Consider the following 25,264-nt stretch of genomic DNA (forward strand, 5'->3'; position numbering starts at 1 on the left):
TGATCGTTTGTGGTTAATGGACCTAGGAATAAATAAGAAAAACGGTTATTTCTGTTTTATGTAAATTCTGTGCTTATCCAGGTCCAGCCTTGTGAGTTTTCCTTCAAACTCCTTTGTTGAGTTGAGGACATCCGTTGCTTTGATTCCATCTTCAAGGACCTCAATTAATATAACGTCCTCCATGAGGAGTTCTCCATCCTCTGAGTACAGGTTTGATTCACACATTCTTTCACCATCCAGATGTATTGAGGTTTGGGGTATCTTTATTATCAGATATAAATTTTTTCATTATTAATCATGTTCTTTCTGGTTGTTGCATGGCATATACCTTCCCCTTCCCCCAAGGACCTCACCATCATCCATGACAACCTCCCCACGGACAATGGTCATCACGGCATCCCCCCAGTACCTGAAACCCTCAAATGGCGTGTAATGGGCCCTGCTGTAGAATTCATCGGCACGTATCTTCCCCTCCCTTCTCAGATCGACAACGGTGAAATCAGCGTCCATCCCCTCCCTTATGAATCCCTTGGAACCCAGTCCAAAGATCCTGGCTGGCCCCTCAGCAAGCATTCTCCTTATGGTTGAAATGTTCATCCGGCCATCTGAAACAAGTGTAAGGAGCACTCTTAGCACAACCTCAAGGTTGGGTATACCGGGTGGCGCCTCCCAGACACCCATCTCCTTTTCAGGGAGTGTATGGGGGGCATGATCTGTTCCAATTATATCTATACCAGGAATATCCCCGGGGGATAATCCGCTTTCAGCTGACCGCAGAGGGGGATTGGTCTTTGCAAGATTACCGAACCTCCTCAGATACCCTGAGTCCAGGAGGAGGTGGTGTGGTGTAACCTCACAGGTCACATACTCCCTGAAGGGTTCAATGAACCGGAGGGACCTCCTGGTGCTGAGGTGACATATGTGGACCGGGTGCCGGTAATGGTATGCGAGTGCAGCGGCCTCTGCAACCGAAACCTCCTCTGCAAGGGGTGGCCTTGCCAGGGAGTAGGCGTAGGGGTCCTCCACTCCCCCAAGATTTTCACACTGATGCCTTATTATCTCACGGTTTTCACAGTGCAGGGTGATGGGCACCATTGACCCGAGCTCCCTGAGTCTTCTGAAGAGGACATCAACCTTACCCATTGTAATGGAGTCCATGAAGACCTTGAATGAGGCCGGACCCAACCTGAGTATCTTCTCAACCTCTGAGGGGTCAGAGTAGCCGGCGTGGAGGCCAAAATCAACCATACTCTTACGTTCACCAATCTTTATCTTCCTTTCAAACTCAGATGCGGTATCCGCTGGTGGCACGGTGTTTGGCATGTCAATGACGGTGCTGAAGCCTCCACGGGCAGCGGCCATTGAACCGGACCTGAAGTCCTCCTTGTACTCCAGTCCAGGATCCCTGAAGTGCACGTGGGCATCTATGAGTCCCGGGAGTACATGATAACCCTTAAGGTCAATCCTCTCAGAGGTATCCATCCTCCCACGGGTTATCTTCACTATCCGTCCATCATCAACACCTATATTGAAGGTTCCCCTCTCGGTTCTGCAGTTCTCAAGGAAGAGGTCAACTGGCATGGTATCATCCACTCAAATTATTTATCCATGGATTTATATTAATTAACATGCCTTCAGAGGAATTTCTAGGGAGTATAATTGAAAGGGACCTTGAACTCATCACGGCGGACGCCATCAATAAACCGGAATACGGTGACCATGCATCTGAACCCGGGATCATGGCGGACTTCACAGAGTACTCCCCCTTTCACAGGGGCCACAGGCACTGCATGCTGGAGGCCAGAGGACTCAGACCCGGCGCCCTCTTCGTGGCTGTAATACCAGGACCCCTTGAGAGAAGCGGGAGGGGCGTACCATACATAATGACCCGCCAGGCCAGGGCGGAGATAGCCATCAGGGCAGGGGCTGATATAGTGGTTGAGGGCCCCCCTATGGGTGTTATGGGCTCGGGCCAGTACTCCCTCTGCCTTGCAAGGATGTTCAGGGCCCTCGATGCTGACTGGATACCCCGCGGCTACAGGCCGTTTGATGGGTTTGATGAGGTCCTTGAAAGGATCAGGAGGGGCCACAGGGTTGTGCCAAGGCCCTACAGGATAGTGGACCTTGACACCTCTGAAACAGTACTTGAGGGTAAACTTGAGGAGGACAACTATGTCATAGCGTCCCTTGCAGGGGCCCTCGGCAAGATCGGATTCAACTTCAGAGATAAGTTCATATTCATAAAAAGACTTGAGGGTGTGAGCGGAACCAGAATACGGGATGCGGTATCCCGGGGTGAAATTGGGGAAGTCGCGCACATGCTTCCCGCCGAGACGGTTGAGGTCCTTGAAAGGGAAATCACAGAGGGCAGGGCACCCCTGCATGATCTGAGGCTCTCAACCGAGATACTCATAAACGCAAACAGCCTTGAAATTGATGAACTCAAGGGCCTCAACCTCTTCGATGATCTAACAGCATCTGCAATCGTAAGGAAAAGGCCGTACCGTTCACTTACTGAGGTTGAGGCAGCCATACCCCCATCATTCAGCAGGCACCACAAACAGCGCATAATTTCGGTCCTCGAGGCAAAGGTTCATAAGGGACTGGTCCATAAATATATAGAAAATTATCCATCTGTAATTCGAATTCTTGCATTTAAGGATAAAGAAATCCTTAGAGAATTTAAGGATAGAATACCACACAGGAGGCTAGAGATATGGCAGTGAATAAAGGAGACTTTATAAAAATCGAATTCACAGGTAAGGTCAAGGAGACCGGCGAGGTCTTTGACACAACAGACGAGGAAGTGGCTAAGGAGGCAGGACTTCAGATAAAGAAGACCTTCGGCCCCATACCGGTCGTTGTTGGAGGCGGACACCTCATAAAGGGCCTTGACGAGGCTGTTATCGGAATGGAGGAAGGCGAGGAAAAACACGTTGAAATTGAACCAGAGGACGCCTTCGGTAACAGGGACCCAAAGCTTGTCCAGCTCATACCCATGGGCGAATTCAAGAGGCAGGGAATAAAGCCCTACCCTGGAATGCCCCTCACTGTTGAGGGACATGAGGGCAGGGTCCTCAACGTCTCAGGTGGACGTGTCAGGGTGGACTTCAACCATGAACTTGCAGGTAAAACCCTCGAATACGACCTGAAGGTCACTGAGATAATCACAGATGATGTTGAAAAGGTAAAGAGCATGATACAGCTCCACTACCCATCCCAGAACATGGACATCGACAAGACAGAGGTTGAAATAGATGATGGGCGTGTGAGGATCTGCATGGATGAGATGACCCGCTTCGATAACAGGTCCTACATGGATGTTACCCTCACAAGGTTCAGAATAGCAAAGGACGTCTGGGAGAACATTGAGGGCGTCACCAAGGTTGAATTTGCCGATGTATTTGAGAAGAGGGAAGAGGAGACAGATGAGGATTCAGAGGAATAACTTCCTCAGAATCCACAAATACTTGATTGATTCTTGTAGAGAACTTAACTTCATATTGCTGATTCTATTTTTATTTCACTGATGAGTTCACGATAACTCACTTTTTCCAAAAATTATTAGGACCCCCGAATAGAACAATATAATATGGATCCCCAGAGAGACGCACTCAGGATAGCAATCTCTTATGCAATCTTCAGCCTTCTCTGGATATTCTCATCAGACTACATCCTCTATCTCATAGCACAGCCCCACGCTGTCATCCAGCTTTCAATCATCAAGGGGTCCCTCTTCATAATCCTGACCTCACTTTTTCTTTTCGCGGTTCTGCGCCTCTACCTGCGGTCACTGAGCGATAAGGAGGAGTCCCTGAGGATCAGTGAAAAGAAGTTCAGGTCCCTCTTCATGGAACTCCCTGTGGGGGTGGTTCTCATGGATGCCAATGGAAGGATACTGGAGTCTAACCCCACCATCCGGGAGATCTTCAGGCAACCGGCAGACAACAGATTTATAGGTGAACTCCACGGGGACCTTGCAGACGTCAGAAAAACTCAGGGGGAGTTCATGATAAGGCAGGGGGATAGATGGATACGGGTTCTAATAAGGAGGATTGACGGGGGATTCCTGGGAATATTTGAGGATCTAACAGATATAAAGAGGTCCGAGGAGACAGCAAGAAGGTCCCTTGAGACCAACAGAACACTCCTATCAGAACTCCACCACCGTGTCAAGAATAACCTTCAGATCATCTCAAGCCTCATAAACCTCCAGGCACGGGGAATGGAGCATGATTCCTGTGAACTCATGAGGGCTCTGCAGCTTAGGATAAGGGCCATGGCACTGGTCCATGAGCTGCTCCTCTCCAATCCAGAGTCAAGTACAGTGAACTTTGCATCGTACACAGAGAGGCTCATATCCTACCTGCGTGACATGTACAGGTCCAGTGTTCACATTGAGGTGGACATTGGTGAGGAGGAATTCGACATTGAGACGGCAGTTCCACTGGGACTCATTTTAAATGAACTTATATCAAACAGTCTGAGACACGCATTCGATGATGTAGGAACTGTCAGGGTATCCCTTGAGGATACCTCTGATGGTTTCCTTCTCAGGGTCAGTGATAATGGGAGGGGTCTTCCAGAGGGATTCAGCCTTGAGGAAGACGCAGGACTTGGGCTGGATATTGTTCTGGGCCTTGTGAGGCAGCTTGACGGGACACTCACATTTGAGTCGAGGGAGGGAACATCCTTCCTGATAGAGTTCAGGGAGCCCAGCTACCCCCGGAGGGTTTAGGTGAAGATCCTTCCCCAGGAACTCGATCATGGCTTATTAAATATGTTTCACTTCTGATCAGTTAACTGGAGATCCTTGTTCCCAGGAACCGGATTATCCTTTCAGGGTCATTCATGAGTATCCCGAGCACGTTTTCAGGGCTGCCATAGTATGGTGCAAGGTACACACTGTAGATCAGGTATGATAGAACAGCAAGGATACCCAGGATTATGAGGATGGAAATGAGTATCTTAACCCCAAGGCCCATACCCTTCCTTTTCTCTTCACCGGACTCAACCCGCTCCCTGAAGAGCTTATCAGCACATCTCTCACAGTAATTTTTGCCTCCAAGCTTCAGACGGCACTCCTCGCAGAGTATCCTCCCGCATATTATGCATGACGCCACACCTTCACGTTCAGGGTGCCTGTCACAGTTCAAATGACCACCTCAGATCAGTCCTTGCCGGGCCAGGTAACTATACGGGGGGCCTCAACACCCTCAACCCGCTTCCTTATGAATTCTGGCCATTTCTCAGTATCAAAGCCCTTCTGGGCCAGGAAGCCGTATATCCACCTTGAAAGACCTATACCTGTGCATCCGGTCCATATGTTCATGTTACGGGCCTCCCTAATTGAAAATCCTTCAATGAAGTGTGTCCCGTGTACATTGGCAGATACAACTGCCACTCCCTTCTCCTTCCCTGGCAGTGAGAGCCTCATCTCATATTTGGGGACATCAGGAAACTCTATTCCCCTCTCCTCAACCCTTCTGCCCTCAAGGTAGAATGGGTCATCCCCCACCTCAGTGTACCATTCAAGTTCCAGTTCATCGGCGGCGTCATATGAGAGTTCAACGGTGCGGTCACGTATCTCCTCGGTGTCCCGGGGGGATGCCAGCCACACAAGTTCTATCCTCTGGAACTCATGGACCCTGTCGAGGCCCTTGGCTCCCCCCGCCTCCCACCTGTAGGTCCAGCCGCTCCTGTCAAAGAACTTTATGGGGAGATCATCCAGATTCACCACCTCATGTGAAAGGAACTGGTAGAATGGCTCGCACTGGGCCGGTGCAATAACATAGCCGGGATCCTTCAGACCCCTCTTGAGGAGGTCCATTGGCACCTCCCTGTTTATGATGAGTTCATTCTTGAACTCCTCAAAGGTTTCAGGGTCCCTGCTTGGGGCGCTGCAGTAGTACATCCCCTCAGGCAGGCCCTCAAGGTACCTCATCTTATTCATAACATCGAGGGGTATGAGTTTCGGGAAGAGGCACTCAACGAATCCCAGGGGCTTCACTATCCTTTCAATGAGAAACTCCTCCAGGGCACGGTGCAGGGCGGTTATCTGGGGCCCGTAGAACCACTGTCCACGCCCGGGAAACTTCTTAACCCACCCGAGCCTCATGGCCTCCTCCGTGGGGTCTCCATCAAAGAAGAACTCCCTTTTTTCGCTTCTTGCAACTATCTCACCGGGGGTTGCCCTTGTGACCCTGGCTGTGAGGTCCTGTGAGGATTCAACGAGGCTGAGGGCGTGCTTCACAACCCTGTCCACAACGTGTTTCCTGAGCTCTGATTCATCAAGGGGCTGGAATCTAACCCTTATGGTGCCCTCTGAGATATCCGCGTCCTCCACAAATGGCAGCTCCCTGAGACCGGGTATTTCTGATACCCCCGGTGCGTCCATTTCAAGGGTGTAGTCCTCCACATTAACGCCCCTGACACCGACCCTGTAACGGGGTCCAAGGAGCTGTCCCAGGGGCTTTTTGAGTCTCAGAAGGCCGTCATGGGCCCTCACACGTCTTCCTGATTCCATTTCAAGTTTCAGTGTGTCCCCCGTGAGCTCCCATGATTTTACATGTGAAGCCTCCTTCTCCTGGCCCTCAGGGACTCCCCTCCGGAGAATGTCTTTTTCAGCATCTTTCAGGAACTCTTCAATGTCCTTCTCTGCCTCTGGAACCTCTTTACTGAGTTTTATTATTCCCTTAAGTTTGAACTTCATCCAATCACCACATGCTAAGCCTGATTAAATCGGTTCTTTAATTCTCTGAATCCTTTGATTTAAAGCCCATCATATTTTCGACTATCATCTCGGAGAATATGAGGTCATCTGCGGTGTTCAGGGCTGTTCCAATGGAATCTGATTCCATGGTGAACCTTAATGTTGATCCGTCAATTTCAGATTCAACGTATGACCTGTTTTCGGGTTCAAGTGCCTTCATAACTATCCTGGCTTCCTCCTCTGATTCGTATTCCGCTTCTATGGTTACTGATATCCTCATTTCAGCCCTCCGTCTGTGTGAAGTTATCTCCTCATTAATTATCACTCCGTTGAGGCTATCCTCTCGGAGATTTCTCTTATGGCCCTGAAGGCAGCCGATTCCGGGTGCATGGCAAGGGGCTCGCCCCTCATATCGGCCGCCACAACGGTCTTATCTGTGGGTACACAGCCAAGAACGTCAATTCCAGCCTCCTCCAGCCTTTCACGCATGAATTCCTCATCCTCTTTGCCCGATACCTTGTTGATTATGGCCATTAACCTCTTAACGCCGATGTCTGCTGCGAGTTTCTTTATCCTTGACGCTGTTTCAAGTGATTTGAGGCCGGGTTCAACAACCACCACCATCAGATCAACGGATTCCGCGGTCCTCCTTCCAAGGTGCTCTATTCCGGCCTCCATGTCAAGGATCACCATCTCATCCTTTCTGAGTATCAGGTGGCGGAGCAGGGCCTTGAGGAGCACCGAGGCAGGGCAGACACAGCCGTCACCACCATGCTCCACGGTACCCATCACCATCACCCTGAGGTTGGGTCTCTGGGGGTGCTGGATGGAGAGTGAATCTGGAAGGTCACTTATCCTGGGGTTGAGCTTGAATACCTCACCGAAGGATGAACCAGGCTCCGCTCCAGTGCGCTCCCTTATCACATCCCTCATCCGGGATATGGGTGTTATCTCCTCTTCTATACCTATACTGGATGCAAGGTTCATATCGGGGTCGGCGTCAATGGCAAAGACCCTGAATTTTTCGGAGAATATGCAGGCCAGGGTGCCGGCTATGGTTGTCTTGCCCACCCCTCCCTTACCGGTTATGGCTATCTTCATGATGACACCATGGAAACTTTTAAAAACCATCCCTGCTAATTATATGTATCCTTATATTTTTCAGGTAGGATTTATTAACTGTTTGGCTTCCAAGACAATATTTATTAATGGTTACCGAGATACTCATTTCATAGTTATTCTCATGGACATGATCACAGGAGGATTATTTATGGTTCGTGCATACACAAGAAGAGAGTACATCAAGAAAATTCCAGGTTCAAAGATAGTTCAATATGATATGGGTAACCTCTCAGCTGAATTCCCGATTTCACTGAGCGTTGCTGTTAAGGCACCAACCCAGATAACCCACAATGCCCTGGAGGCAGCCAGGATAGCCTCAAACCGTTACATGCAGAGGAAGGCCGGTAGGATGGGTTACCACCTTAAGATAAGGGTATACCCCCACCACATAGTCCGTGAAAACCCCATGGCGACAGGGGCAGGGGCTGACCGTGTCCAGGACGGTATGAGGAAGGCATTCGGGAAACCAGTGAGTACAGTGGCCCTTGTTAAGAAGAACCAGAAGATAATCACAATCGAGACAAACAAGAAGAACTTCAAGGATGCCAAGGAGGCCCTGAGGAGGGCTGCAATGAAGTTCCCTGTTCCATGCAGGATTGTGATTGACAGGGGCGAGGAGCTCGTAAAATAAAACTCTCATTTTTTTCACATTCATATTTTTCATGACACCAACTAGTTCAGGGGATAAAATGGTTAAGTATGTGGCGTTTTTTGAGGAACTCGGTAAGGATGATGTGGGAATCGCTGGCGGAAAGGGTGCAAACCTTGGTGAACTTACCCAGGCAGGCATACCAGTTCCCCCGGGGTTCGTGGTGACAGCGGCAACCTATGACAAGTTCATGACAGACACGGGACTCCAGACCATTGTAATGGACATGCTTGAAAACCTTGATGTCAATGATACAAAGGAGCTGCAGAGGGTATCAGCTGAGATAAAGGACATAATAACATCCACAGAGATACCTGAGGATATACAGACACTCATAATAGAGTCATACAATGCACTCTGCCAGAGGATAGGAAAGGATGATGTGTACGTCGCCATACGTTCCTCAGCCACAGCAGAGGACCTCCCTGAGGCATCATTCGCTGGTCAGCAGGACACCTTCCTTAACATAAGGGGCGCCGAGGATGTCATGGAGTATGTCAGGAAGTGCTGGGCGTCCCTGTTTGAGGCCAGGGCCATCTTTTACAGGGAGGAGAACAACTTCGACCACTCCAGGGTCTACATAGCGGTTGTTGTCCAGGAGATGGTTGACGCTGAAAAGGCAGGGGTCATGTTCACCGTCCACCCATCAACCGGGGAGGATAAGATCCTCATTGAGGGCTCCTGGGGTCTCGGTGAGGCTGTGGTTTCAGGTTCAGTGACCCCTGACACCTACTGGGTTGATAAGAGCACAGGTAAACTCCTTGAATTCACTGTCGGTGAGAAGAACGTCATGTTCACAAGGGAGGATGGCAGGACAGTGAAAAAGGAGGTCCCCCCTGAACTTCGAAACAAGAGGGTCCTCTCTGATGAGGAGATAGCTGCCCTTTCAGAGATGGGTAGAAGGATACAGGAACACTATGGCTCACCACAGGATACCGAGTGGGCCATAATGGATGGTGAGGTTTACATGCTACAGTCAAGGCCCATAACAACCCTCGGGGAAGTCGTGGAGGAAGGAGAGGTTAAATCGAAGGATGTGATACTCAAGGGCCTTGGGGCAAGTCCTGGCCTTGCATCAGGTAAGGTCAAGATAATAAGGGAGATCCATGAACTGGATAAGATACAGCTCGGCGACATCCTCGTCACGGTCATGACCACCCCTGACATGGTCCCTGCAATGAAGAGGGCCAGCGGTATAATAACCGATGAGGGTGGTGTCACCTGTCATGCCGCGATTGTATCAAGGGAACTTGGAATACCCTGTGTTGTGGGTACAGGCAATGCAACCGAGGTTCTAAAGGAGAACCAGGTCGTCAGCATCGACGGTAACAAGGGACTCGTCTACGAGGGCCGTGTTGTAGAGGAGGAGAAGAAGGAGTCTGCCCAGGAGTCTGTCACCGTCGAGTCACCCATCCTTACGGTTACAGAGGTCAAGGTTAACGTTAGCATGCCTGAGGCTGCAAGGAAGGCCGCGGCAACAGGTGCGGATGGTGTTGGACTTCTGAGGACCGAGCACATGATGCTCACAACAGGCGTCCACCCGAGGAAATTCATTGAGGACGGACGTGAGGATGAACTTGTGAGGATCCTCGCGGAGAACATCCTCAAGGTTGCAGATGAGTTCTACCCACGCCCCGTATGGTACAGGACCCTTGACGCGCCAACAGATGAATTCAAAACCCTTGAGGGTGGTGAGAATGAACCCTACGAACACAACCCAATGCTGGGCTGGAGGGGTATACGCAGGGAACTGGATGAGCCGGAGATCCTCAGGGCAGAGTTCAGGGCCATAAAGAAACTCCACGAGCAGGGCTACACCAACATAGGCATAATGATACCCCTCGTACAGCACCCTGATGAACTGAGGAAGGCCAAGAGGATAGCAGAGGAGGCGGGCCTTAAGCCCCACAGGGACGTTGAATTCGGTATCATGGTGGAGACACCTGCGGCGGCACTCATAATCGAGGACTTCATTGCAGAGGGCGTCGACTTTGTGAGCTTCGGTACAAATGACCTCACCCAGTACACCCTTGCAATAGACAGGAACAATGAACACGTGGCAGACCTCTACACAGAGGGCCACCCAGCGGTCCTCAAACTCATTGAGAGGGTTATAAAGAAATGCAATGAGGCAGGGGTTAAAACCAGTATCTGTGGTCAGGCAGGAAGCATCCCGCGGATAGTTGAGAAACTGGTGGAACTCGGGATAAGCAGTGTATCCGCCAACACAGATGCGGTTGCCGAGGTGAGGAAGACCGTTGCAAGGGCAGAACAGAGACTCCTCCTTAAGGCGGCAAGGAAACTTCTCTAAAACCTTTTTTCACATATAAATTAATTTTCTGGGCGTAAAAATGGATGAAAAGGGCCTCCCCGAGGAAAGGGTCCTCGAACTTCTTGAGGAATTCAGGTCAAGGGACATGACCTACACCTCAGGCAGAATACTTGGATCCATGTGCACATCATCCCACCCCCTCGCAAGGAGGGTTTACTGTGACTTCCTGGAGTCCAACCTTGGAGACCCCGGACTCTTCAGGGGAACCAGGGAACTTGAATCCCGCGTTATAGGGATGCTCGGGGAACTCCTATCAGAACCTGATGCAGCGGGCCACATAATAACCGGGGGTACCGAGGCCAACCTCATGGCCATGAGGGCCGCCAGGAACATGGCTGAATTGGATAAACCCGAGATAATAGTCCCTAAGTCCGCCCATTTCTCCTTCAGAAAGGCCTCGGATATAATGGGTCTTGAACTCAGGGAGGCGGAACTGGACAGGGACTACCGGGTCGATGTGGGGTCCGTCAGGGAGATGATATCCGATAACACCGTGGCCATCGTAGGGGTAGCAGGGACAACTGAACTCGGGAGGATAGACCCCATAGCCGAGCTCTCAGATATCTGCATTGAGGAGGGCATCCACCTCCACGTGGACGCAGCATTCGGGGGATTCATAATACCCTTCCTACGGGATGCTGGTTTTGAACTCCCTGAATTTGACTTTAAACTGCCGGGTGTCTCATCCATCACCATAGACCCCCATAAGATGGGCCTTGCCCCGATACCCAGTGGTTGCATACTCTTCAGGGACGAAACCTACCTGGACGCCATGAGCATAGAGACCCCCTACCTCACAGAGAAGCAGCAGTCAACGATAGTCGGCACAAGGACCGGGGCCTCTGCAGCTGCAACATGGGCGGTCCTCAGGCACATGGGCCGCAGCGGGTACCGTGAACTCGCCATGAGGGTGATGGATGTGACCTTCAGGTTGGATGAGGGCCTTAGGGATCTGGGCTATGAACCGGTAGTTGAACCGGAACTCAACATAGTCGCATTCAATCACCCATCCATGAGTCCAGAGAAACTTGCCTCCAGACTCGAGGAGATGGGATGGGCAGTCTCTGTATCAGCATGTCCGCCGGCCATAAGGGTTGTTGTCATGCCCCACATAAAGGCAGAGCACATTGAACTATTCCTCGAGGACATCAAAACCCTTATTTAGAAGATTAAAGTTGATATTTCTATGGATATTAAAGATCTGGAACTCATGTGTTCCTGATGGTGATTATGAGGATATCTGCAGCTGTTAAATGACTCTGGATGGTAGTAATTATGAGGATATCTACACCCACAACTAGAATGGAACTTGAGGGGCTCAGTCCCGGAGACCGTGTTATCATAGATGGTATCATATACACTGGAAGGGATGCTGCGCTCCCCAAACTTGTGGATGCCCTCAAGAGGGGTGAGGAGCCATTTGATGTGAGGGGTGCTGCGATAATGCACACAGCAGTAAGCCCGGCCGGAATAGCCCCCACAAGCAGTAACAAGGAGGACATAGAGGAGAGCATGCCCTACCTGGCATCAAGGGGTGTGCTGGTCCACATAGGTAAGGGAAAACTTAAGGATGAAACCGTGAGGGCACTCGGTGATGCCGGGGCGGTTTTCATTGTAACACCACCCGTCGCGGCACTCCTCACAAGCCGTATTAAATCAAGAAGAGTCGCTGCATTTGAGGAGGAGGGTATGGAGGCCATATTTGAGCTCAGAGTCCAGGGGATCCCCGGTATAGTGGCGGCAGCCGGTGGAAGGTCAGTCTACGATTGATGATCAGTCACTCCTGCCATATTTTTCCGGGATCAGTTCATTCTGGTGGCTGGGATGTGATAGGGTCCCCACCACCATAGGTTTATTGTTATCTATTCTGATGGCCTTCCAAATGCAAGGTCCCCTGCATCCCCCAGTCCCGGTACAATGTAGCCCCTGTCGTTGAGTTCCTCCTCCACACTGCAGGTGTAGACCTCCATATCCATTTCAAGGACCCTCTCAAGGCCGGGCCTTGAGGATATAACATTGAATAGGACGGTCCTCTCAGGGGTGCCGCATGACTCAAGGGCCTCAAGGATCCCCATAACCGTGTTACCCGTTGCAAGCATGGGGTCAGCTATCACCATTATCTTACCATCCAGTTCAGGGACCCTCAGGTAGTCAACTGAAACATTGAAGGGAGGATCATCTGACCTGCAGGCCCCCACAATACCCTGTTCTGCCTCAGGGAAAACCCTCATAACACCCTCTGTGAATGGAAGTGATGCCCTGAGGATGCTCAGCACAACGATCCTGTTTCTATCTGTGATCTCAACACCCGATGCAACCCCCAGTGGTGTTTCAACATCAACCTCACGCCACTTAAGAGTGTCTGCGAATTCATAGGCCAGGTAGCGGCCTATATCAGATATGCCCTTCCTGAAACTGGCGGGGTCAATTCCCCTCCTCCTTATACCTGTTAGAATCTCCCTTACAACCAGGTTATCTATCACCCTGAGCATCGACATCACCTCCCCTCTCAATCAATTTCTTTCCATGGGCCTGGGGCACAACCTCTATCATGGGGTTCTCAAATTTGAGGTCGAATTCACCCCCATCAAGGAGCATGTGGAGGAAGACTGCAAGGGATGAGACCTCTGAGTGGGGCTGATTCGTCACCCCAACATTGTAATCTGCAAGCCTGTAGACCTTCCCGGGGACCCTAGCGCCCCCGACAACCACGAGTTTACCTGCCGGGCTTTCCCTTAGATCAGGTATAACGTCCCTTGCAGGGAGACCGTACATTGTGAGGTGCACAACCTCCCCACCCATCTGCTTCCAGGACTCAATGACGCCCTGCCAGTTTCTCCTGTAACTCACCCTGAAGGGTCCGCCCCACCTCTTAACAACATCATCAACGCCCTCCATGAGTTTAGGGTCCTCCTCACCACTAAGTATGACCTCAGATGCCCCGAAGGCCCTTGCGGTGAGGCACACGTGTGTCGTGATCCTCGCATCCCGTGACTTTCTGTGACCTAACCTTAAAACCCTGATATCCATTATAATGACCTCCATAAATCAGTATAAAATCATATTAACTGGATGGCTGCAGCAATCCCCAGGAGACCAGTCATCCTCCCAATCTCATTTGAGGCCCCGAGAACATCACCTGTGCTCCAGTAGAAGTTTCTCCTCGCGGTAAATCCGATGAATACTCCCGAGGCAGCGGCCACAACAACACTAAGAGCCCCCGGAATCCCAAGTAACAGGTAGGCTGCAGCTGACCAGAGGAACCACACAGGCGCGATGAGGGGGCTCCTGGCCGCATTTATAAAGTGCCTCCCTGTGCCACTGTCAAGGGGCCTTGAGACCAGTGCACAGCCAGTAAGGCATATCTTTGCAGAGACCTCTGAAATTAAAAGGCCCTGGAATATGATATCTGATGGAATGGAATATACTGATGCCACTGTCAGTGAGGAGACCATAATGAGAAGCCCCAGTCCACCGGTACCGATACGAGGGTCCCTCATTATCTCTATCTTCCTCTCGAAGCTCCCATGGGACATGAGGGCGTCCCCCATGTCTATGAGGCCATCAAGGTGGTGGAAGCCGGTGAACCATATGGCAAGGGCATATGCGGCACAGGCAACCACCGGGTAGGGGAGTATGAGGGATGCTAAAAGACCCCCTGAACCCACAATGACCCCTATGAGGGCCCCCACAAGTGGCCAGTGCAGTGTCAGGGAGGCTATCTCCTCAACGGTCGCCTCTGAACCCACCGGGAAGACGGTTGAAAATGATATGAGTCCAGCGAATTTCCTCAGAAAATCCATGAAAACCACCATCACTCAAAGAGCCTTGACATGCAGCCTGCTATGAGCCCAGCCACTGCATCATCCACCATGGGTCCGAGTTCCCCTATCACACCTGGTTTCTCCTCATCGTAGCGCTTGAAATTGAATACTGCCTTGGTGCCTGCGACCTGATTGGCAACCGCCATGCCTATCACCTCATCACTGTAGAGGTAGGCCGGGTCATCTGTGAGGTCCACTCCAAGCAGCCTCCTTCTTCTGATGTCATCCTCAATATGCAGTGCCGCGGCAAGAAGCACACGAACGTTCAGGTCCCCCAGCGCACGGTTTATCTCGGAACGCAGCCTCTCCCTCAATTCCTCTGTGACCTCAGCTCCAACCACGAGCTCCATACCAGCATCGACCATGGCCTCAGCTGTCACACCATGCAGCTCCAGGAGTTCCTCAACCCCCGGGCCCTCAAGGAGTAACCTCTGAGATGAAAGCCTCAGGGACTTCCTCAGGTCAGGTGCACTGAACCCTTCATCACCGGGCATGGAGACCACGGTTACCCTGGGCTCCAGGATTTCTGTGAGTAACCCCAGGGCTGATGTTACTTCACTTACAGAAAGCTGCAGGATTTCAGGTATGCGGTCACCGCACCGCTCCCCACACACCACGAGGACGTGGAGGAAATCTCCAGCAGAGAATACCGAGAGGACTTTACCTGCACAGGCAACCTCAGGGGGGCTTGGGAGTTCAAGGGTAACCTCAGTGGATGTGCTGATGGTTCCTGAGGCAGCCACAAGCCCGGATTCTGCCATCACCCTCACAAGATCAGATTCGATTACAACCTCTGCACCGTTAAGATTTAACTTTTCATTCAAGGGTTTCACCTTCAGATAAGCACCGTTATTCTATGGGATTCATTATCTGCACCCAGCATCAGTACAGTTCTCTTCCTCATCAGATTTATTATCTACACACCACATATCTATATAGGGTGATATTAATGAAGGTGCATCTACGGGTATTCGTGGAGGTTGAGAACCTGGGCCGCGTCATGAACATACTGGCAGATGAGGGCGTCACAGGTTTCTACATAGTTGAATACAAGGGCGTCTCCCCAACAGAGTGGAGGGGATTCTCAATCAAGGAGGACCCCAAGTCAGCAATCTCACTCATACATGACTATGCAAGGGACGCGGTCCTGGTATGCTCGGTGGTTGACGAGGAGCTCGTTGACCCCATCGTGGCCAGGTTCAGCAGGGAGCTTGGTGATGAGAAGTACACCATAATAGAGATACCTATAAGGAGAATAATAGTCAATTCACCACCAGAGTGATCCAGACGGTGCTTGAATGGTAACGGTCATAGACCCCCAGCTTGCAGGGGTATCAGGTAACATGATGGTTGGGGCCCTCATAGATCTGGGGGCCCATCCTGAGAGGACAGCGGAGGTCATGGAGGAGGCGGCATCCCACTTCGGCGGGGCCAGCGTGGAGGTTTCAGAGGTTAAGAGGTCAGGCATCAGGGCAACCCACGTTGATGTGAGGGCAGACGACTCCCTCAGCATAGGTTACATGGAATTTCTAAAGCGCCTTGAGAGGATCAGCCATCCTGGCATTGACGATGAGATGCTCTCAATGGCAAGGGCAGTGTTCCATACCATGGCACAGGCAGAGGCCACGGTTCATGGCGTGAAACTGGATGATGTCCACTTCCATGAAGTTGGGGCCGCTGATGCAGTTGCAGATGTCCTTGGGACTGTATTTGCCTACTTTGACCTCAACCTTCAGAGGGATACGGTCTACACACTACCCGTGGCGGTTGGGGGAGGTACAGTGAGCGGTGCCCATGGAAAGACACCTGTCCCTGCACCGGCCACAGTTGAAATACTCAGGGGTTTCCCTGTGAATGGAGGGCCGGTTGAGATGGAACTTGCAACACCCACAGGGGCCGCGCTCCTTGTTAACATGGTTAGGGGATACAGGAGGTTCTATCCTTCAATGGAGATCCAGGCCACCGGTTACGGTGCAGGGGACATGGACCCTGACTTCCCGAATGTCCTGAGGGTGGTGAGGGGCTCAGAGGCGGTGCACCATGACATGGTAACGCTACTTGAGACCAATGTGGATCACCTCAGCGGGGAGGTCCTGGGCAACCTCTTCGAGAGCCTCATGGATGCAGGTGCCCTTGACGTTACACTCACACCGGTTATAATGAAGAAAAACCGTCCAGGACAGCTAATAAGGGTCATATGCAGGGAAAATGACCATGAAATGATACTCAAACACCTATTCTCTGAGACAGGAACACTTGGTGTGAGGATATTCCCCCAGGTTCACAGGGGCGTCCTTGAGAGGAGAATCATGGAGGCAGAGGTTGATATAAAGGGGAGAAGAAGGGCCAGGTTCAAGGTTGGCCTCCTGGGTTCAAGGGTTGTGAATGCAAGGATAGAATACGAGGATGCAAGGAGGATATCACTTGAAACAGGGATACCCCTCAGGGATGTCATGGAAATGGCCGAGAAACAGTTCAGAGATTTCATGAAGGATAATGATGAATAACATAAGAGATGGGGAAATCTGAGATGAGAATGTCAATAAGAACATAGGGAGGCTTCTGATGATTAGGTTGATCAGAATACTGGTAAAAATAAAAGCTGGGGAGATCTGGAATGAGTAGGGCAATCAGCATACTATCAGCTGGCATGGACTCTGCAGTTGCAACAGCACTGCTGGCATCTGAATATGAGATCCACGCTTTAACATTCGATTACGGCCAGAGAAGTGCCGCAATGGAGATTGAACACGCCAGAAAACTTGCTAAGCACCTTGGCATTGAACACACAATCATTGAACTCCCCTGGCTTGGAAGACTTGGTGGTTCAGCCCTCACAGCGGGGGGTGAGATACCCTCACCAGCAGATCTTGATGACAGGGAGGAGTGCCTTGAGACGGCAAGGAGGGTCTGGGTACCCGGGAGGAACATAGTCTTCACAGCCATTGGTGTTTCCTTTGCAGAGGCCCTGGATGCAGATGCGGTTATAGTGGGGTGGGACCTTGAAGAGGCCGAGACCTTCCCTGACAACTCTGCAGAGTTTCTCGATGCGTTCAACAGGCTTCTGGGTATAGGTACGCTCCGGGGTGTTGAGGTGAGGGCGCCGCTTATAGGTATGACCAAGAGGGAGATAGTTAAGGCTGGCTCTGCTCTGGATCTGCCCTTTGAGTTGACCTACTCATGTTACAGTGGAGGTGAGGTCCACTGTGGTGTCTGCGAGTCCTGCCTGAGGAGGAGGAGGGCCTTCAAGCTTGCAGGTGTTGAGGATCCCACAGGATACCTTGAATAGAGGGTTACCCCTCACACTGGCGGCTTATTATAGTTTTTTCCTGCCATAGACTTTTTTAACTGAGGGAAGTTGGGGGAGCGTCTGTTTTTCTTAACACCAGACTTCTTTAGATGAGAGAATCAGGAATACTTTTTTATGTATTCATATTATATTATCACCTTGAGGTGATGGTGAATGCACATACCTGATGGTTTTATCCCTGCCTGGCAGCGGGTCTTCTACAATGTAATTGCAACTGTGGTACTCGTCCTGAGTATTGCATGGGTGATAAGGGGTCTTCTGTCAATGAAGAGGGATGAGGGAGCATAGGTAGACCTTACAGGTTCTCCTGATCATGTTAACTGCACCACCTTTAATCTTCTTAATTCAGGCTTTGCATACCTGTGCCCTAGGCGTACCGCTTACCCTTAACGGGGCCGCACTGCTTTCAGTAATTCTTAAAAACCCCTTCCCGGCATTTATCCTCATGGCTGCTGTCATGCTTGTACAGTCCATCTTCTTTGGCTTTGGTGGGGTAACATTACTTGGCGCAAACATGATCGTTATGGGGGTTCCTGGGCGTTTCCTTGGATTCTACATCTACAGCAGGGCAACTGGGGGTTTGGGGGGAAGGCGGGTTCTTTCAGGATTCATCGCTGGTTTTGCATCATATGTACTGGTAGGTATCCTCACAGGTATCCAGCTTGGGGCTGCAGGCGTATTCCCCATCATGAGGTCAGTGGTGAGCATGGGGGCCTATTCAGCAACATGGGGGCCTCCTTGAGGGTTTACTCACGGCCGCTGGCTGCATCATCATGTCATCATGGATTGAGCGGATCTGGGATCTTCAATGATAGCTCTTTCACAGATTTACCTGAATCAGCTGAATGCTGAGGTCCAGGATAAAAAATAGAAGAAGGGTCCTGAGAATAGATGAGTACAATCCCAGATGGCTTAAGGATACAGAGGAATCTCCGGGACATAAAAGCAGGCAGGCTCCCCATGAAGCAGAACCCGCGGGGGTCTGCTATGGCCACGCTGTGATAAAAAATGTAAAAATTTTATTTTATGACCATGAGGATGTCACCTGTCTCAACCCTTTCGCCCTCGCCTGCGTATATCCTCTCAACAACGCCACCGTGGGGTGTCTGGATGTCGTTCTCCATCTTCATGGCCTCAATAACAGCCACAACATCCCCTGCATTCACATGGTCACCCTCACTGACCTTCAGCTTCACAACCATCCCCTGCATCGTTGACCTGACGGCACCCTCAACATCCAGGGGTTCTGGTTCAGCCTCCTCGATGGTCATGTATCCTGTGGGCACGACCTTTACGTTGAATTCGTCACCGTCCACCTCAACATGGAAGACCGTTGGCACTTCACCGGCGGGTGCCCTTTCCTCCACGGGGGGCTCTAGCGGTTCCTCCTCAACCTCTCCCCTCAGAAACTTGGGTGCTATGGCAGGGTAGAGTGCGAGGGTCAGTATGTCCTCCTCCTTCTCTATTATGCCCATCTCCTCACCCCTCTTCCTGCACTCCTCGTACTGGGGCTTGAGGATGTCTGCGGGTCTGCAGTCGATGGGCTCCTCATCGCCAATGACCTTCCTTGCGACCTCCTCATTTACAGGTGCTGGTGGCCTACCATAGAGTCCCCTGAAGTAGTCCTTCACCTCATTGGTGACCATACTGTACCTTTCACCACTCAGGACATTCATAACAGCCTGTATACCCACTATCTGGCTCGTGGGGGTTACAAGTGGCGGGTAACCCATGTCCTTCCTCACGCGGGGCATCTCCTCAAGGACCTCCTCGTACCTGTCAAGGGCGTTCTGTTCCTTGAGCTGTGCAACAAGGTTTGATAGCATACCCCCGGGTATCTGGTAGATAAGGACATCTGTGTCGATCTGCTCAGCGATGGGGTCCAGTAGGCTGCTGTACTTCTTCCTGATCTCCTCGAAGTACTTCTTGATGTTCTTCAGGATCTTGAGGTCGAGTCCGGTATCATAGGGAGTGTCCCTGAGGGCAGCAACGAGGCTCTCGGTCGGAGGCTGTGAGGCACCCCAGGATAGGGGGGATATTGCTGTGTCAAGGATATCAACCCCCGCCTCACAGGCCGCATAGTAACTCATGGGTGTCATACCACTTGTGCAGTGGCAGTGAAGATTTACCATGAGGTCTGTTTCCTCTTTAAGGGCACTTACAAGTTCGTAGGCATCGTGGGGTGAAATTAAACCTGCCATATCCTTAATGGCAACCGAGTCACATTCAAGGGCCTCGAGTTCCCTTGCAAAGTCCACGTAACTTTCAAGTGTATGGTATGGGCTTATGGTGTAGCAGATAACCCCCTGGACATGGGCGTCCTGTTCCCTGGCAACCTTTATGGCGTACTCCATGTTCCGGAGGTCATTAAGGGCGTCGAATATCCTGAACACATCAACGCCGTTTTCATATGACTTCTCAATGAACTTCCTCACGATGTCATCGGGGTAGTGCTTGTAACCCACCAGATTCTGACCACGGAGGAGCATCTGTATGGGAGTCCTCTTTATGTGCTCCTTGAGTTCCCGCAGCCTCTCCCATGGATCCTCGTTCAGGTAACGTATGCAGGTATCGAAGGTTGCGCCTCCCCATGCCTCCAGTGAGAAAAAACCAACCCTGTCCATCTCCTCTGCGATGGGTATCATGTCCCTTGTCCGGAGGCGAGTTGCAAGAAGTGACTGATGCGCATCCCTGAATGCTGTTTCAACGACCTTTATCCCTTTCATCGTGACCCTCTCATGAGATCAGTTAATTCTTTATATACATAGTAGGAACTTCCTTAAATACACAGCAGATGTATTAATTCTCTATGAATTTATCCCACGCCTGAAATGGTTATAAGGAATGAGATACTAATCCTAACCATTAAATTTACAACGAATTTTAAGGGAGAATCAAAATGGCAAAGATAATCATAGATTATGATGAATGTGATGCATGCGGAGAATGTGTCGATGTATGCCCGATGGAGGTACTCATAATAGTTGACGGTAAACTCAAGGTCCAGCACCCTGAGGAATGCAATGAATGTGAGGTATGCATGGACGTCTGCCCCAATGAGTGCATAGAGGTTGAGGAGGACTGACCCTCAACCCAGATAACTCCTTTTTATAAAAATAGTTTTGATTGATTGTTTATTTCTTCGGATTCATCTACAAAATTAAAGATTACAGGTTTATCTCTCTCTTTTACCCTCAATGAATTCATCCACCATACTGGCGGCCACATCATCGGTGTACTGCACCGGCGGATGCTTCATTGTGTAGGCTGATATTGATGTGAGTGTTCCGCCCACTCCACGGTCAATTGCAAGTTTGCAGCACCTTATGGCGTCGATGACGCATCCGGCAGAGTTGGGCGAGTCCTCAACACTCAGCCTCAGCTCAAGGTTCATTGGGACATCCCCAAAGAGCCGGCCCTCCATCCTTAGGAAGCAGATCTTATTATCCTTCTGCCATGGTATGTAGTCGCTGGGGCCTATGTGGATGTTCTCCTCATCCAGCCTTTCATCACCAAGTATTGATTGAACTGCTTCAGTCTTGGATTCCTTCTTTGAGTCAAGCCTGTCACGGTTGAGCATGTTGAGGAAGTCAGTGTTCCCACCGGTGTTTATCTGGTAGGTCCGATCAAGTCTGACACCCCTCTTTTTGAAGAGGTTTGCAAGGGTTCTGTGGGTTATGGTGGCTCCAAGCTGGGCCTTTATATCGTCACCAACAATTGGTATCCCCCTCTCCTCAAATCTGGCGGCCCATTGAGGATCACTGGCTATGAAGACCGGCATGTTGTTTATGTAGGCAACCCCGGCCTCGAGTGCGCACTCAGCATAGAACCTTGCGGCCTCCTCTGATCCCACGGGTAGATAGTTGAGGAGTATTTCAGCCCCGCTTTCCCTGAGGACCTCCACAACATCAACGGGTTCGGCGTCTGCTACAACGAATGTCTGGTCTTCAGGGTAATCCTTCATGTGGGGCGCCACACCATCAAGGACGTGCCCCATGGATACCTCAACACCCATCAGGGGTATATCATCACAGAATACCGTCGTGCAGTTGGGGGGTGCGAATATGGCCTCGCTCAAGTCTTTCCCGACCTTTCTCTTATCCACATCGAAGGCCGCCACAACCTCAATGTCCCCTGGCCTGTAACCCCCAATATCCCAGTGCATGAGTCCTATTGAATCACGGGCATCCTTGTTACGGTAATAGTATATCCCCTGAATCAGGGAGCTGGCACAGTTTCCCACACCGACTATTGCAATCTTTATCTTATCCAATTGAAACACCTTTCAGAGATTTGTGATAATCATAAAATCAAGGCTATAAATTGATCAACTTACTTTTTAAGATTTGCATATTAAACTATTAAATGTTTCGCCCCTTTTCTGGTGGGATCACCAATTCAGAATTGAGGCCCTCAGAATGAGTAGAATTATCCATGAGGCAAGGAGGATACTTTCCCTGAACTTACTGTATTCTGGAAGCCCCTTATCAAACCTCCAGGTAAGTATAACTATTAAAATTAGTGAAAGGTTAATGAAGTTTCCCATTATATTCAGGGGGTTTCTGAGGTGGGTGGGTATCCACCCTGCAACGATTAAAAGTATTCCTGCCCAGAGCATCCATCTGATGTCCCGGTGTTCATCCTCTAAAAGGTAACCACGCCATGAGAGGAGGAGAAGCACAAGGAATGACCCCATCCCCATGGCCATGCCCAGAAACTGGAGGATGTTAGGGAATACCGGAACACCAAACACCACTGACTTCAGGATGGGGAGAAGGAAAATGGCGTTCAGGGCCTCATCAGGGGGGAAGGATTCCTCCTCCCCCACAGCAAGGACGTAACTTCCCCTGTTATCCTGATTACTTACCATGAGGTAGTATGTGCCCGCCCCAACGGTCCTGTTGAATTCAGGGCCCTTAAAGTAACTGTCACCACCAAACTCCTCGAAGTAGGGGCTCCAGGAACTCAGGTTACCATCAAGTGTCCCTATAACCTTGCCATCCCTTATTATATCCACAGAAACGGCCTCTGCATCGGGGGAGAGCGGTACCAGAATATTAACATACAGTCTGAAGGGTCTCCCTGAATCCACCCTGAAGTAGACGGGTTCCCCCTCAAGTTTACCATAGAATGCCTGTGACACCTCTGGGTTCTTGACTGTAACCTCATCATCACTCACAAGGCGGGGCTGGTGGGCATGTGCGCCCTGAATGAGTATTAATATTAGTATAAGGAGGATGACCCGCTTCATTGTATTAATATCTGCACATACTCTTTAATAAGGCCTCTCATGTGATGATCTCCGTCCCTGTATGTAGTGGATTGACATTAACCAGACTCTCAGCCAGACTCAGTCGTGCCTCCTCTGATGTACAGTGGCCAGTGTAGACGGGGCCTTTAACAAATTCTCCAAGCCTGGATACAACCTCTCTGGGGGACCTCTCAAGGTGGAAACCACCCACAAGGAGATTCAAAGGCCTGTGAAAGATATCATAGGCCTTACTGACAATGTTGAGTATGCCGCTGTGGGAGCAACCCGTTATGAGGTTAAGATGACCATCTTCTTCAATGGCAATGGCCAGTTCATCGGAAAACCTGTCAGGAACGGGTTCGCCATTTAAACATTCAAAGAGAGTCATGTTACCAGCTGGTTTCTCGAAAAGATCTCCAAAGTCCCGGATCACCGTGAAGCCCGGAAAACTCTTAGTTTTACCCAGAAATTTTATTCTAGCATCGTGGATTTCCTCGAGGCCTATGAACCTCCAGTCACCATTAATGGCATAGCGTGGTGTAAATGCCCCCTCCCCCATGAGGACATCTGCCGAGTCATTGATTTCGAGGAAATGTCTTAGTCCTCCTCCATGGTCATAGTGGCCGTGTGAGATAACCGCCACATCCACCTCCCTGAGGTCAACGCCCAGTCTTCTGGCATTCTCTGCAAAGAGTCTGCTCTGCCCCATATCAAATAGTATCCTGATGTCAGACTCGATGTACAGTGATAGGCCATGTTCACCCATCAGCGGCGCTTTTGAGGTATCCTCAACAAGGCAGATAATTTTCAGAAACATCACCATCCAGGAGGTCAAGTATTTCGTCTATCCTTCGCTGCACATCAGCTATGGGGTCCTCTGTGTTTATTATGTACCAGCCACTGGCAAGTCTGAGTGCCTTCTCCCTAGTTTTTGTGAGGTCCTCCAGGTTCTCGAACATCTCATGTTCATCCCTCTCCCTTAACCTTCTCAGGGACTCCTCGGGGGACACGTCGAGGAAGAACATGTACTCCGTGGTGGGGAGGACCCTTGAGAGCAGGCGGTACAGTATTGATGCCAGGGGCCCCGGGAGGTAGGCCACTCCCATGAGGTACCTTGAGAATATCAGGGTGTCGGGGCCAGGATTGGAGCGCCAGTGGTACTTCCAGAGGGACCTTATGACGTCCAGGGCATAGAACACCGCGGCCTTTATATGGTTAACCTTTCCACCCATGAGTAGGGCCCTCTTGGCTCTTCTACCGTAGGGATTATCCTCCTCAGGATGGGACCTGAATATTACGCGCTCACCACGCTCAAGGTACCTCCTTCTTATTAGTTCGGCGTGGGTGTCCTTACCTGCCCCGTCAAGGCCATCAATGACTATGAACCTCAAACAGCCATTCCCCCGAGGATTATGTAGGCTGCAACTGCCCCGAAGCATGCCGTGAGGTTGTCAAGGCCCCTGGGGGTGAGGGCCTCCAGTACCGTTGATACCAGGGCAACCCCCACTATGACCAGCGGGGCTATGTTCTGTGAGTAATAGAGGAGGACGACGGGCAGCGTCACAATGAGTGTCAGGAACATCCCCAGGGAGCCCTCCAGGCTCTTCCTATCCCCCAGTACACTGAAGGTTGTCCTGCCAAACCTCTCACCTATCAGGCTTGCAAGGCCGTCACCATAGGACATGGCGGCTATCCCTATACCCGTGACCCAGGGGGTGTTAAAGAATAGGTAGGCAAGCACGGTCCAGGATATGGAGTAGTAGACGAGGCCAAGGCCGTGACCATAGGAGGAGGCCCGGTGTTTTATCTTCAATGGGGAATAGGGGCTTATGAGGAATGTTAGGAGTATGAATGGCGCCGCCGCCAGGAATGTTATAACCAGCCGGCTATCAAAGAGGGGTAATATAAATAGGATGTTACCAACCATTATATGTACAAATTTCCGGCTGAGGTTTGGTCTATCACCAAGGAGCCTCTCAGATACAATCAGTAAAACCGCAACATACAGATATACCATCAGGAGTCCAAGAATGTCACTGCCGCTCATAGGAATTATGGAGTAGT

General features: G+C 50.7%; 29 protein-coding genes. 13 read left to right on the forward strand and 16 right to left on the reverse strand.

Annotated features, from left to right (window positions below):
- Nucleotides 1–45 precede the first annotated feature (45 nt).
- Both QFX39_RS04915 and pyrC read right to left on the reverse strand, forming a co-directional pair.
- Nucleotides 46–225 carry a CooT family nickel-binding protein gene (locus QFX39_RS04915; RefSeq protein WP_300477916.1) on the reverse strand — a complete coding sequence of 60 codons (180 nt, stop codon included), beginning with the start codon at nt 223–225 and terminating at the stop codon, nt 46–48.
- Between the two features lie 66 nt (nt 226–291).
- The gene (gene pyrC / locus QFX39_RS04920) at nt 292–1,581 is read right to left on the reverse strand and encodes a dihydroorotase (RefSeq protein WP_300477917.1); all 1,290 of its coding nucleotides are present in this window, start codon (nt 1,579–1,581) and stop codon (nt 292–294) included.
- A gap of 47 nt (nt 1,582–1,628) precedes the next feature.
- Between pyrC and QFX39_RS04925 the strand changes: the two genes are divergently transcribed.
- From QFX39_RS04925 to QFX39_RS04935, 3 genes are all read left to right on the forward strand, one after another.
- The gene (locus QFX39_RS04925; protein WP_300477918.1) at nt 1,629–2,726 is read left to right on the forward strand and encodes a nucleotidyltransferase family protein; all 1,098 of its coding nucleotides are present in this window, start codon (nt 1,629–1,631) and stop codon (nt 2,724–2,726) included.
- On the forward strand, nt 2,717–3,448 hold the full coding sequence (locus QFX39_RS04930; protein WP_300477920.1) for a peptidylprolyl isomerase: 732 nt from the start codon (nt 2,717–2,719) through the stop codon (nt 3,446–3,448). The genes QFX39_RS04925 and QFX39_RS04930 overlap by 10 nt, the downstream gene beginning before the upstream one ends.
- Nucleotides 3,449–3,592: 144 nt before the next feature.
- Nucleotides 3,593–4,738: a histidine kinase dimerization/phosphoacceptor domain -containing protein gene (locus tag QFX39_RS04935; RefSeq protein WP_300477922.1), complete on the forward strand. Its 1,146-nt coding sequence runs from the start codon at nt 3,593–3,595 to the stop codon at nt 4,736–4,738.
- A 61-nt stretch (nt 4,739–4,799) separates the two neighbouring features.
- Here the strand turns inward: QFX39_RS04935 and QFX39_RS04940 are convergent, their stop codons facing one another.
- From QFX39_RS04940 to QFX39_RS04955, 4 genes are read right to left on the reverse strand one after another with little or no spacing between them, the layout of a single operon-like run.
- The gene (locus QFX39_RS04940) at nt 4,800–5,156 is read right to left on the reverse strand and encodes a hypothetical protein (RefSeq protein ID WP_300477925.1); all 357 of its coding nucleotides are present in this window, start codon (nt 5,154–5,156) and stop codon (nt 4,800–4,802) included.
- A 14-nt stretch (nt 5,157–5,170) separates the two neighbouring features.
- On the reverse strand, nt 5,171–6,712 hold the full coding sequence (gene serS / locus QFX39_RS04945) for a serine--tRNA ligase (protein WP_300477926.1): 1,542 nt from the start codon (nt 6,710–6,712) through the stop codon (nt 5,171–5,173).
- A 37-nt stretch (nt 6,713–6,749) separates the two neighbouring features.
- Nucleotides 6,750–6,992, reverse strand: a complete 243-nt coding sequence (locus QFX39_RS04950; protein WP_300477927.1) for a KEOPS complex subunit Pcc1 — start codon at nt 6,990–6,992, stop codon at nt 6,750–6,752.
- 41 nt (nt 6,993–7,033) lie between these two features.
- Nucleotides 7,034–7,813 (reverse strand): AAA family ATPase, encoded by a 780-nt coding sequence (locus QFX39_RS04955; RefSeq protein WP_300477928.1) that lies wholly within the window; start codon nt 7,811–7,813, stop codon nt 7,034–7,036.
- A 169-nt stretch (nt 7,814–7,982) separates the two neighbouring features.
- Between QFX39_RS04955 and rplJ the strand changes: the two genes are divergently transcribed.
- The 4 genes from rplJ (at nt 7,983) to QFX39_RS04975 (ending at nt 12,585) form a co-directional block, all read left to right on the forward strand.
- Nucleotides 7,983–8,465, forward strand: a complete 483-nt coding sequence (rplJ, locus tag QFX39_RS04960; protein ID WP_013296292.1) for a 50S ribosomal protein L16 — start codon at nt 7,983–7,985, stop codon at nt 8,463–8,465.
- 58 nt (nt 8,466–8,523) lie between these two features.
- Nucleotides 8,524–10,794, forward strand: a complete 2,271-nt coding sequence (gene ppsA, locus QFX39_RS04965; protein WP_300477930.1) for a phosphoenolpyruvate synthase — start codon at nt 8,524–8,526, stop codon at nt 10,792–10,794.
- Between the two features lie 40 nt (nt 10,795–10,834).
- Entirely contained in the window at nt 10,835–11,980 is a 1,146-nt protein-coding gene (gene mfnA / locus QFX39_RS04970) for a tyrosine decarboxylase MfnA (protein WP_300477932.1), read from the forward strand.
- A 107-nt stretch (nt 11,981–12,087) separates the two neighbouring features.
- Nucleotides 12,088–12,585 carry a fumarate hydratase C-terminal domain-containing protein gene (locus QFX39_RS04975; RefSeq protein WP_300477984.1) on the forward strand — a complete coding sequence of 166 codons (498 nt, stop codon included), beginning with the start codon at nt 12,088–12,090 and terminating at the stop codon, nt 12,583–12,585.
- A gap of 92 nt (nt 12,586–12,677) precedes the next feature.
- On the opposite strand, the gene upp is transcribed toward QFX39_RS04975, so the two are convergent.
- Genes upp through cobZ form a run of 4 tightly spaced genes read right to left on the reverse strand, consistent with a single transcriptional unit; the run spans nt 12,678 to nt 15,463 of the window.
- Nucleotides 12,678–13,313: a uracil phosphoribosyltransferase gene (gene upp / locus QFX39_RS04980; RefSeq protein WP_300477934.1), complete on the reverse strand. Its 636-nt coding sequence runs from the start codon at nt 13,311–13,313 to the stop codon at nt 12,678–12,680.
- A complete protein-coding gene (locus tag QFX39_RS04985) occupies nt 13,288–13,848 on the reverse strand; it encodes a tRNA (cytidine(56)-2'-O)-methyltransferase (RefSeq protein WP_300477986.1) in 561 nt (186 codons plus the stop codon). Before QFX39_RS04985 ends, upp begins: the two co-directional genes overlap by 26 nt.
- Nucleotides 13,849–13,874: 26 nt before the next feature.
- On the reverse strand, nt 13,875–14,618 hold the full coding sequence (gene cobS / locus QFX39_RS04990; RefSeq protein WP_300477936.1) for an adenosylcobinamide-GDP ribazoletransferase: 744 nt from the start codon (nt 14,616–14,618) through the stop codon (nt 13,875–13,877).
- An 11-nt stretch (nt 14,619–14,629) separates the two neighbouring features.
- Nucleotides 14,630–15,463, reverse strand: a complete 834-nt coding sequence (gene cobZ / locus QFX39_RS04995; RefSeq protein ID WP_300477937.1) for an alpha-ribazole phosphatase CobZ — start codon at nt 15,461–15,463, stop codon at nt 14,630–14,632.
- A 125-nt stretch (nt 15,464–15,588) separates the two neighbouring features.
- Between cobZ and QFX39_RS05000 the strand changes: the two genes are divergently transcribed.
- The 5 genes from QFX39_RS05000 to QFX39_RS05020 all read left to right on the forward strand — a co-directional run bounded on the left by QFX39_RS05000 (nt 15,589) and on the right by QFX39_RS05020 (nt 18,691).
- On the forward strand, nt 15,589–15,921 hold the full coding sequence (locus QFX39_RS05000; protein ID WP_300477938.1) for an MJ1244 family protein: 333 nt from the start codon (nt 15,589–15,591) through the stop codon (nt 15,919–15,921).
- Between the two features lie 16 nt (nt 15,922–15,937).
- Nucleotides 15,938–17,146, forward strand: coding sequence for a nickel pincer cofactor biosynthesis protein LarC (larC, locus tag QFX39_RS05005; protein WP_300477939.1), 1,209 nt, complete (start codon nt 15,938–15,940; stop codon nt 17,144–17,146).
- A 110-nt stretch (nt 17,147–17,256) separates the two neighbouring features.
- Nucleotides 17,257–17,928, forward strand: a complete 672-nt coding sequence (queC, locus tag QFX39_RS05010; RefSeq protein WP_300477940.1) for a 7-cyano-7-deazaguanine synthase QueC — start codon at nt 17,257–17,259, stop codon at nt 17,926–17,928.
- A gap of 174 nt (nt 17,929–18,102) precedes the next feature.
- Nucleotides 18,103–18,237: a hypothetical protein gene (locus QFX39_RS05015; protein WP_300477941.1), complete on the forward strand. Its 135-nt coding sequence runs from the start codon at nt 18,103–18,105 to the stop codon at nt 18,235–18,237.
- A gap of 25 nt (nt 18,238–18,262) precedes the next feature.
- Nucleotides 18,263–18,691 (forward strand): energy-coupling factor ABC transporter permease, encoded by a 429-nt coding sequence (locus tag QFX39_RS05020; RefSeq protein ID WP_300477943.1) that lies wholly within the window; start codon nt 18,263–18,265, stop codon nt 18,689–18,691.
- Between the two features lie 277 nt (nt 18,692–18,968).
- On the opposite strand, the gene oadA is transcribed toward QFX39_RS05020, so the two are convergent.
- Nucleotides 18,969–20,675 (reverse strand): sodium-extruding oxaloacetate decarboxylase subunit alpha, encoded by a 1,707-nt coding sequence (gene oadA / locus QFX39_RS05025; protein ID WP_300477945.1) that lies wholly within the window; start codon nt 20,673–20,675, stop codon nt 18,969–18,971.
- A 173-nt stretch (nt 20,676–20,848) separates the two neighbouring features.
- Between oadA and QFX39_RS05030 the strand changes: the two genes are divergently transcribed.
- Complete coding sequence (locus tag QFX39_RS05030) at nt 20,849–21,034, forward strand: ATP-binding protein (RefSeq protein ID WP_013296279.1); 186 nt, start codon at nt 20,849–20,851, stop codon at nt 21,032–21,034.
- A gap of 90 nt (nt 21,035–21,124) precedes the next feature.
- Here the strand turns inward: QFX39_RS05030 and QFX39_RS05035 are convergent, their stop codons facing one another.
- From QFX39_RS05035 to QFX39_RS05055, 5 genes are all read right to left on the reverse strand, one after another.
- A complete protein-coding gene (locus QFX39_RS05035) occupies nt 21,125–22,222 on the reverse strand; it encodes an inositol-3-phosphate synthase (RefSeq protein WP_300477948.1) in 1,098 nt (365 codons plus the stop codon).
- Nucleotides 22,223–22,339: 117 nt separating this feature from the next.
- Nucleotides 22,340–23,200, reverse strand: coding sequence for a hypothetical protein (locus tag QFX39_RS05040; RefSeq protein ID WP_300477950.1), 861 nt, complete (start codon nt 23,198–23,200; stop codon nt 22,340–22,342).
- A gap of 37 nt (nt 23,201–23,237) precedes the next feature.
- Nucleotides 23,238–24,017 (reverse strand): MBL fold metallo-hydrolase, encoded by a 780-nt coding sequence (locus QFX39_RS05045; RefSeq protein WP_300477952.1) that lies wholly within the window; start codon nt 24,015–24,017, stop codon nt 23,238–23,240.
- On the reverse strand, nt 23,989–24,591 hold the full coding sequence (locus QFX39_RS05050; protein ID WP_300477954.1) for an AAA family ATPase: 603 nt from the start codon (nt 24,589–24,591) through the stop codon (nt 23,989–23,991). Before QFX39_RS05050 ends, QFX39_RS05045 begins: the two co-directional genes overlap by 29 nt.
- The gene (locus QFX39_RS05055) at nt 24,588–25,247 is read right to left on the reverse strand and encodes an SEC59/DGK1/VTE5 family protein (protein ID WP_300477955.1); all 660 of its coding nucleotides are present in this window, start codon (nt 25,245–25,247) and stop codon (nt 24,588–24,590) included. Before QFX39_RS05055 ends, QFX39_RS05050 begins: the two co-directional genes overlap by 4 nt.
- Nucleotides 25,248–25,264: the final 17 nt, after the last annotated feature.

Origin of the sequence: Methanothermobacter sp. (genome assembly GCF_030055425.1) — an archaeon.
GTDB lineage: Archaea > Methanobacteriota > Methanobacteria > Methanobacteriales > Methanothermobacteraceae > Methanothermobacter.

Excerpts from the sequence above, each read along its gene's own strand:
- QFX39_RS04930 (WP_300477920.1), top strand. The coding sequence starts at position 2,717 with ATGGCAGTGAATAAAGGAGACTTTATAAAAATCGAATTCACAGGTAAG.
- QFX39_RS05015 (WP_300477941.1), top strand. The coding sequence starts at position 18,103 with ATGCACATACCTGATGGTTTTATCCCTGCCTGGCAGCGGGTCTTCTAC.
- rplJ (WP_013296292.1), top strand. The coding sequence starts at position 7,983 with ATGGTTCGTGCATACACAAGAAGAGAGTACATCAAGAAAATTCCAGGT.
- serS (WP_300477926.1), bottom strand. The coding sequence starts at position 6,712 with ATGAAGTTCAAACTTAAGGGAATAATAAAACTCAGTAAAGAGGTTCCA.
- pyrC (WP_300477917.1), bottom strand. The coding sequence starts at position 1,581 with ATGCCAGTTGACCTCTTCCTTGAGAACTGCAGAACCGAGAGGGGAACC.
- queC (WP_300477940.1), top strand. The coding sequence starts at position 17,257 with ATGAGTAGGGCAATCAGCATACTATCAGCTGGCATGGACTCTGCAGTT.
- QFX39_RS04935 (WP_300477922.1), top strand. The coding sequence starts at position 3,593 with ATGGATCCCCAGAGAGACGCACTCAGGATAGCAATCTCTTATGCAATC.
- QFX39_RS05045 (WP_300477952.1), bottom strand. The coding sequence starts at position 24,017 with ATGTTTCTGAAAATTATCTGCCTTGTTGAGGATACCTCAAAAGCGCCG.
- QFX39_RS05055 (WP_300477955.1), bottom strand. The coding sequence starts at position 25,247 with ATGAGCGGCAGTGACATTCTTGGACTCCTGATGGTATATCTGTATGTT.
- oadA (WP_300477945.1), bottom strand. The coding sequence starts at position 20,675 with ATGAAAGGGATAAAGGTCGTTGAAACAGCATTCAGGGATGCGCATCAG.
- QFX39_RS04955 (WP_300477928.1), bottom strand. The coding sequence starts at position 7,813 with ATGAAGATAGCCATAACCGGTAAGGGAGGGGTGGGCAAGACAACCATA.
- QFX39_RS05040 (WP_300477950.1), bottom strand. The coding sequence starts at position 23,200 with ATGAAGCGGGTCATCCTCCTTATACTAATATTAATACTCATTCAGGGC.
- ppsA (WP_300477930.1), top strand. The coding sequence starts at position 8,524 with ATGGTTAAGTATGTGGCGTTTTTTGAGGAACTCGGTAAGGATGATGTG.
- larC (WP_300477939.1), top strand. The coding sequence starts at position 15,938 with ATGGTAACGGTCATAGACCCCCAGCTTGCAGGGGTATCAGGTAACATG.
- mfnA (WP_300477932.1), top strand. The coding sequence starts at position 10,835 with ATGGATGAAAAGGGCCTCCCCGAGGAAAGGGTCCTCGAACTTCTTGAG.
- upp (WP_300477934.1), bottom strand. The coding sequence starts at position 13,313 with ATGTCGATGCTCAGGGTGATAGATAACCTGGTTGTAAGGGAGATTCTA.
- QFX39_RS04915 (WP_300477916.1), bottom strand. The coding sequence starts at position 225 with ATGTGTGAATCAAACCTGTACTCAGAGGATGGAGAACTCCTCATGGAG.
- QFX39_RS04950 (WP_300477927.1), bottom strand. The coding sequence starts at position 6,992 with ATGAGGATATCAGTAACCATAGAAGCGGAATACGAATCAGAGGAGGAA.
- cobS (WP_300477936.1), bottom strand. The coding sequence starts at position 14,618 with ATGGATTTTCTGAGGAAATTCGCTGGACTCATATCATTTTCAACCGTC.
- QFX39_RS05020 (WP_300477943.1), top strand. The coding sequence starts at position 18,263 with ATGTTAACTGCACCACCTTTAATCTTCTTAATTCAGGCTTTGCATACC.
- QFX39_RS04925 (WP_300477918.1), top strand. The coding sequence starts at position 1,629 with ATGCCTTCAGAGGAATTTCTAGGGAGTATAATTGAAAGGGACCTTGAA.
- QFX39_RS05030 (WP_013296279.1), top strand. The coding sequence starts at position 20,849 with ATGGCAAAGATAATCATAGATTATGATGAATGTGATGCATGCGGAGAA.
- QFX39_RS05000 (WP_300477938.1), top strand. The coding sequence starts at position 15,589 with ATGAAGGTGCATCTACGGGTATTCGTGGAGGTTGAGAACCTGGGCCGC.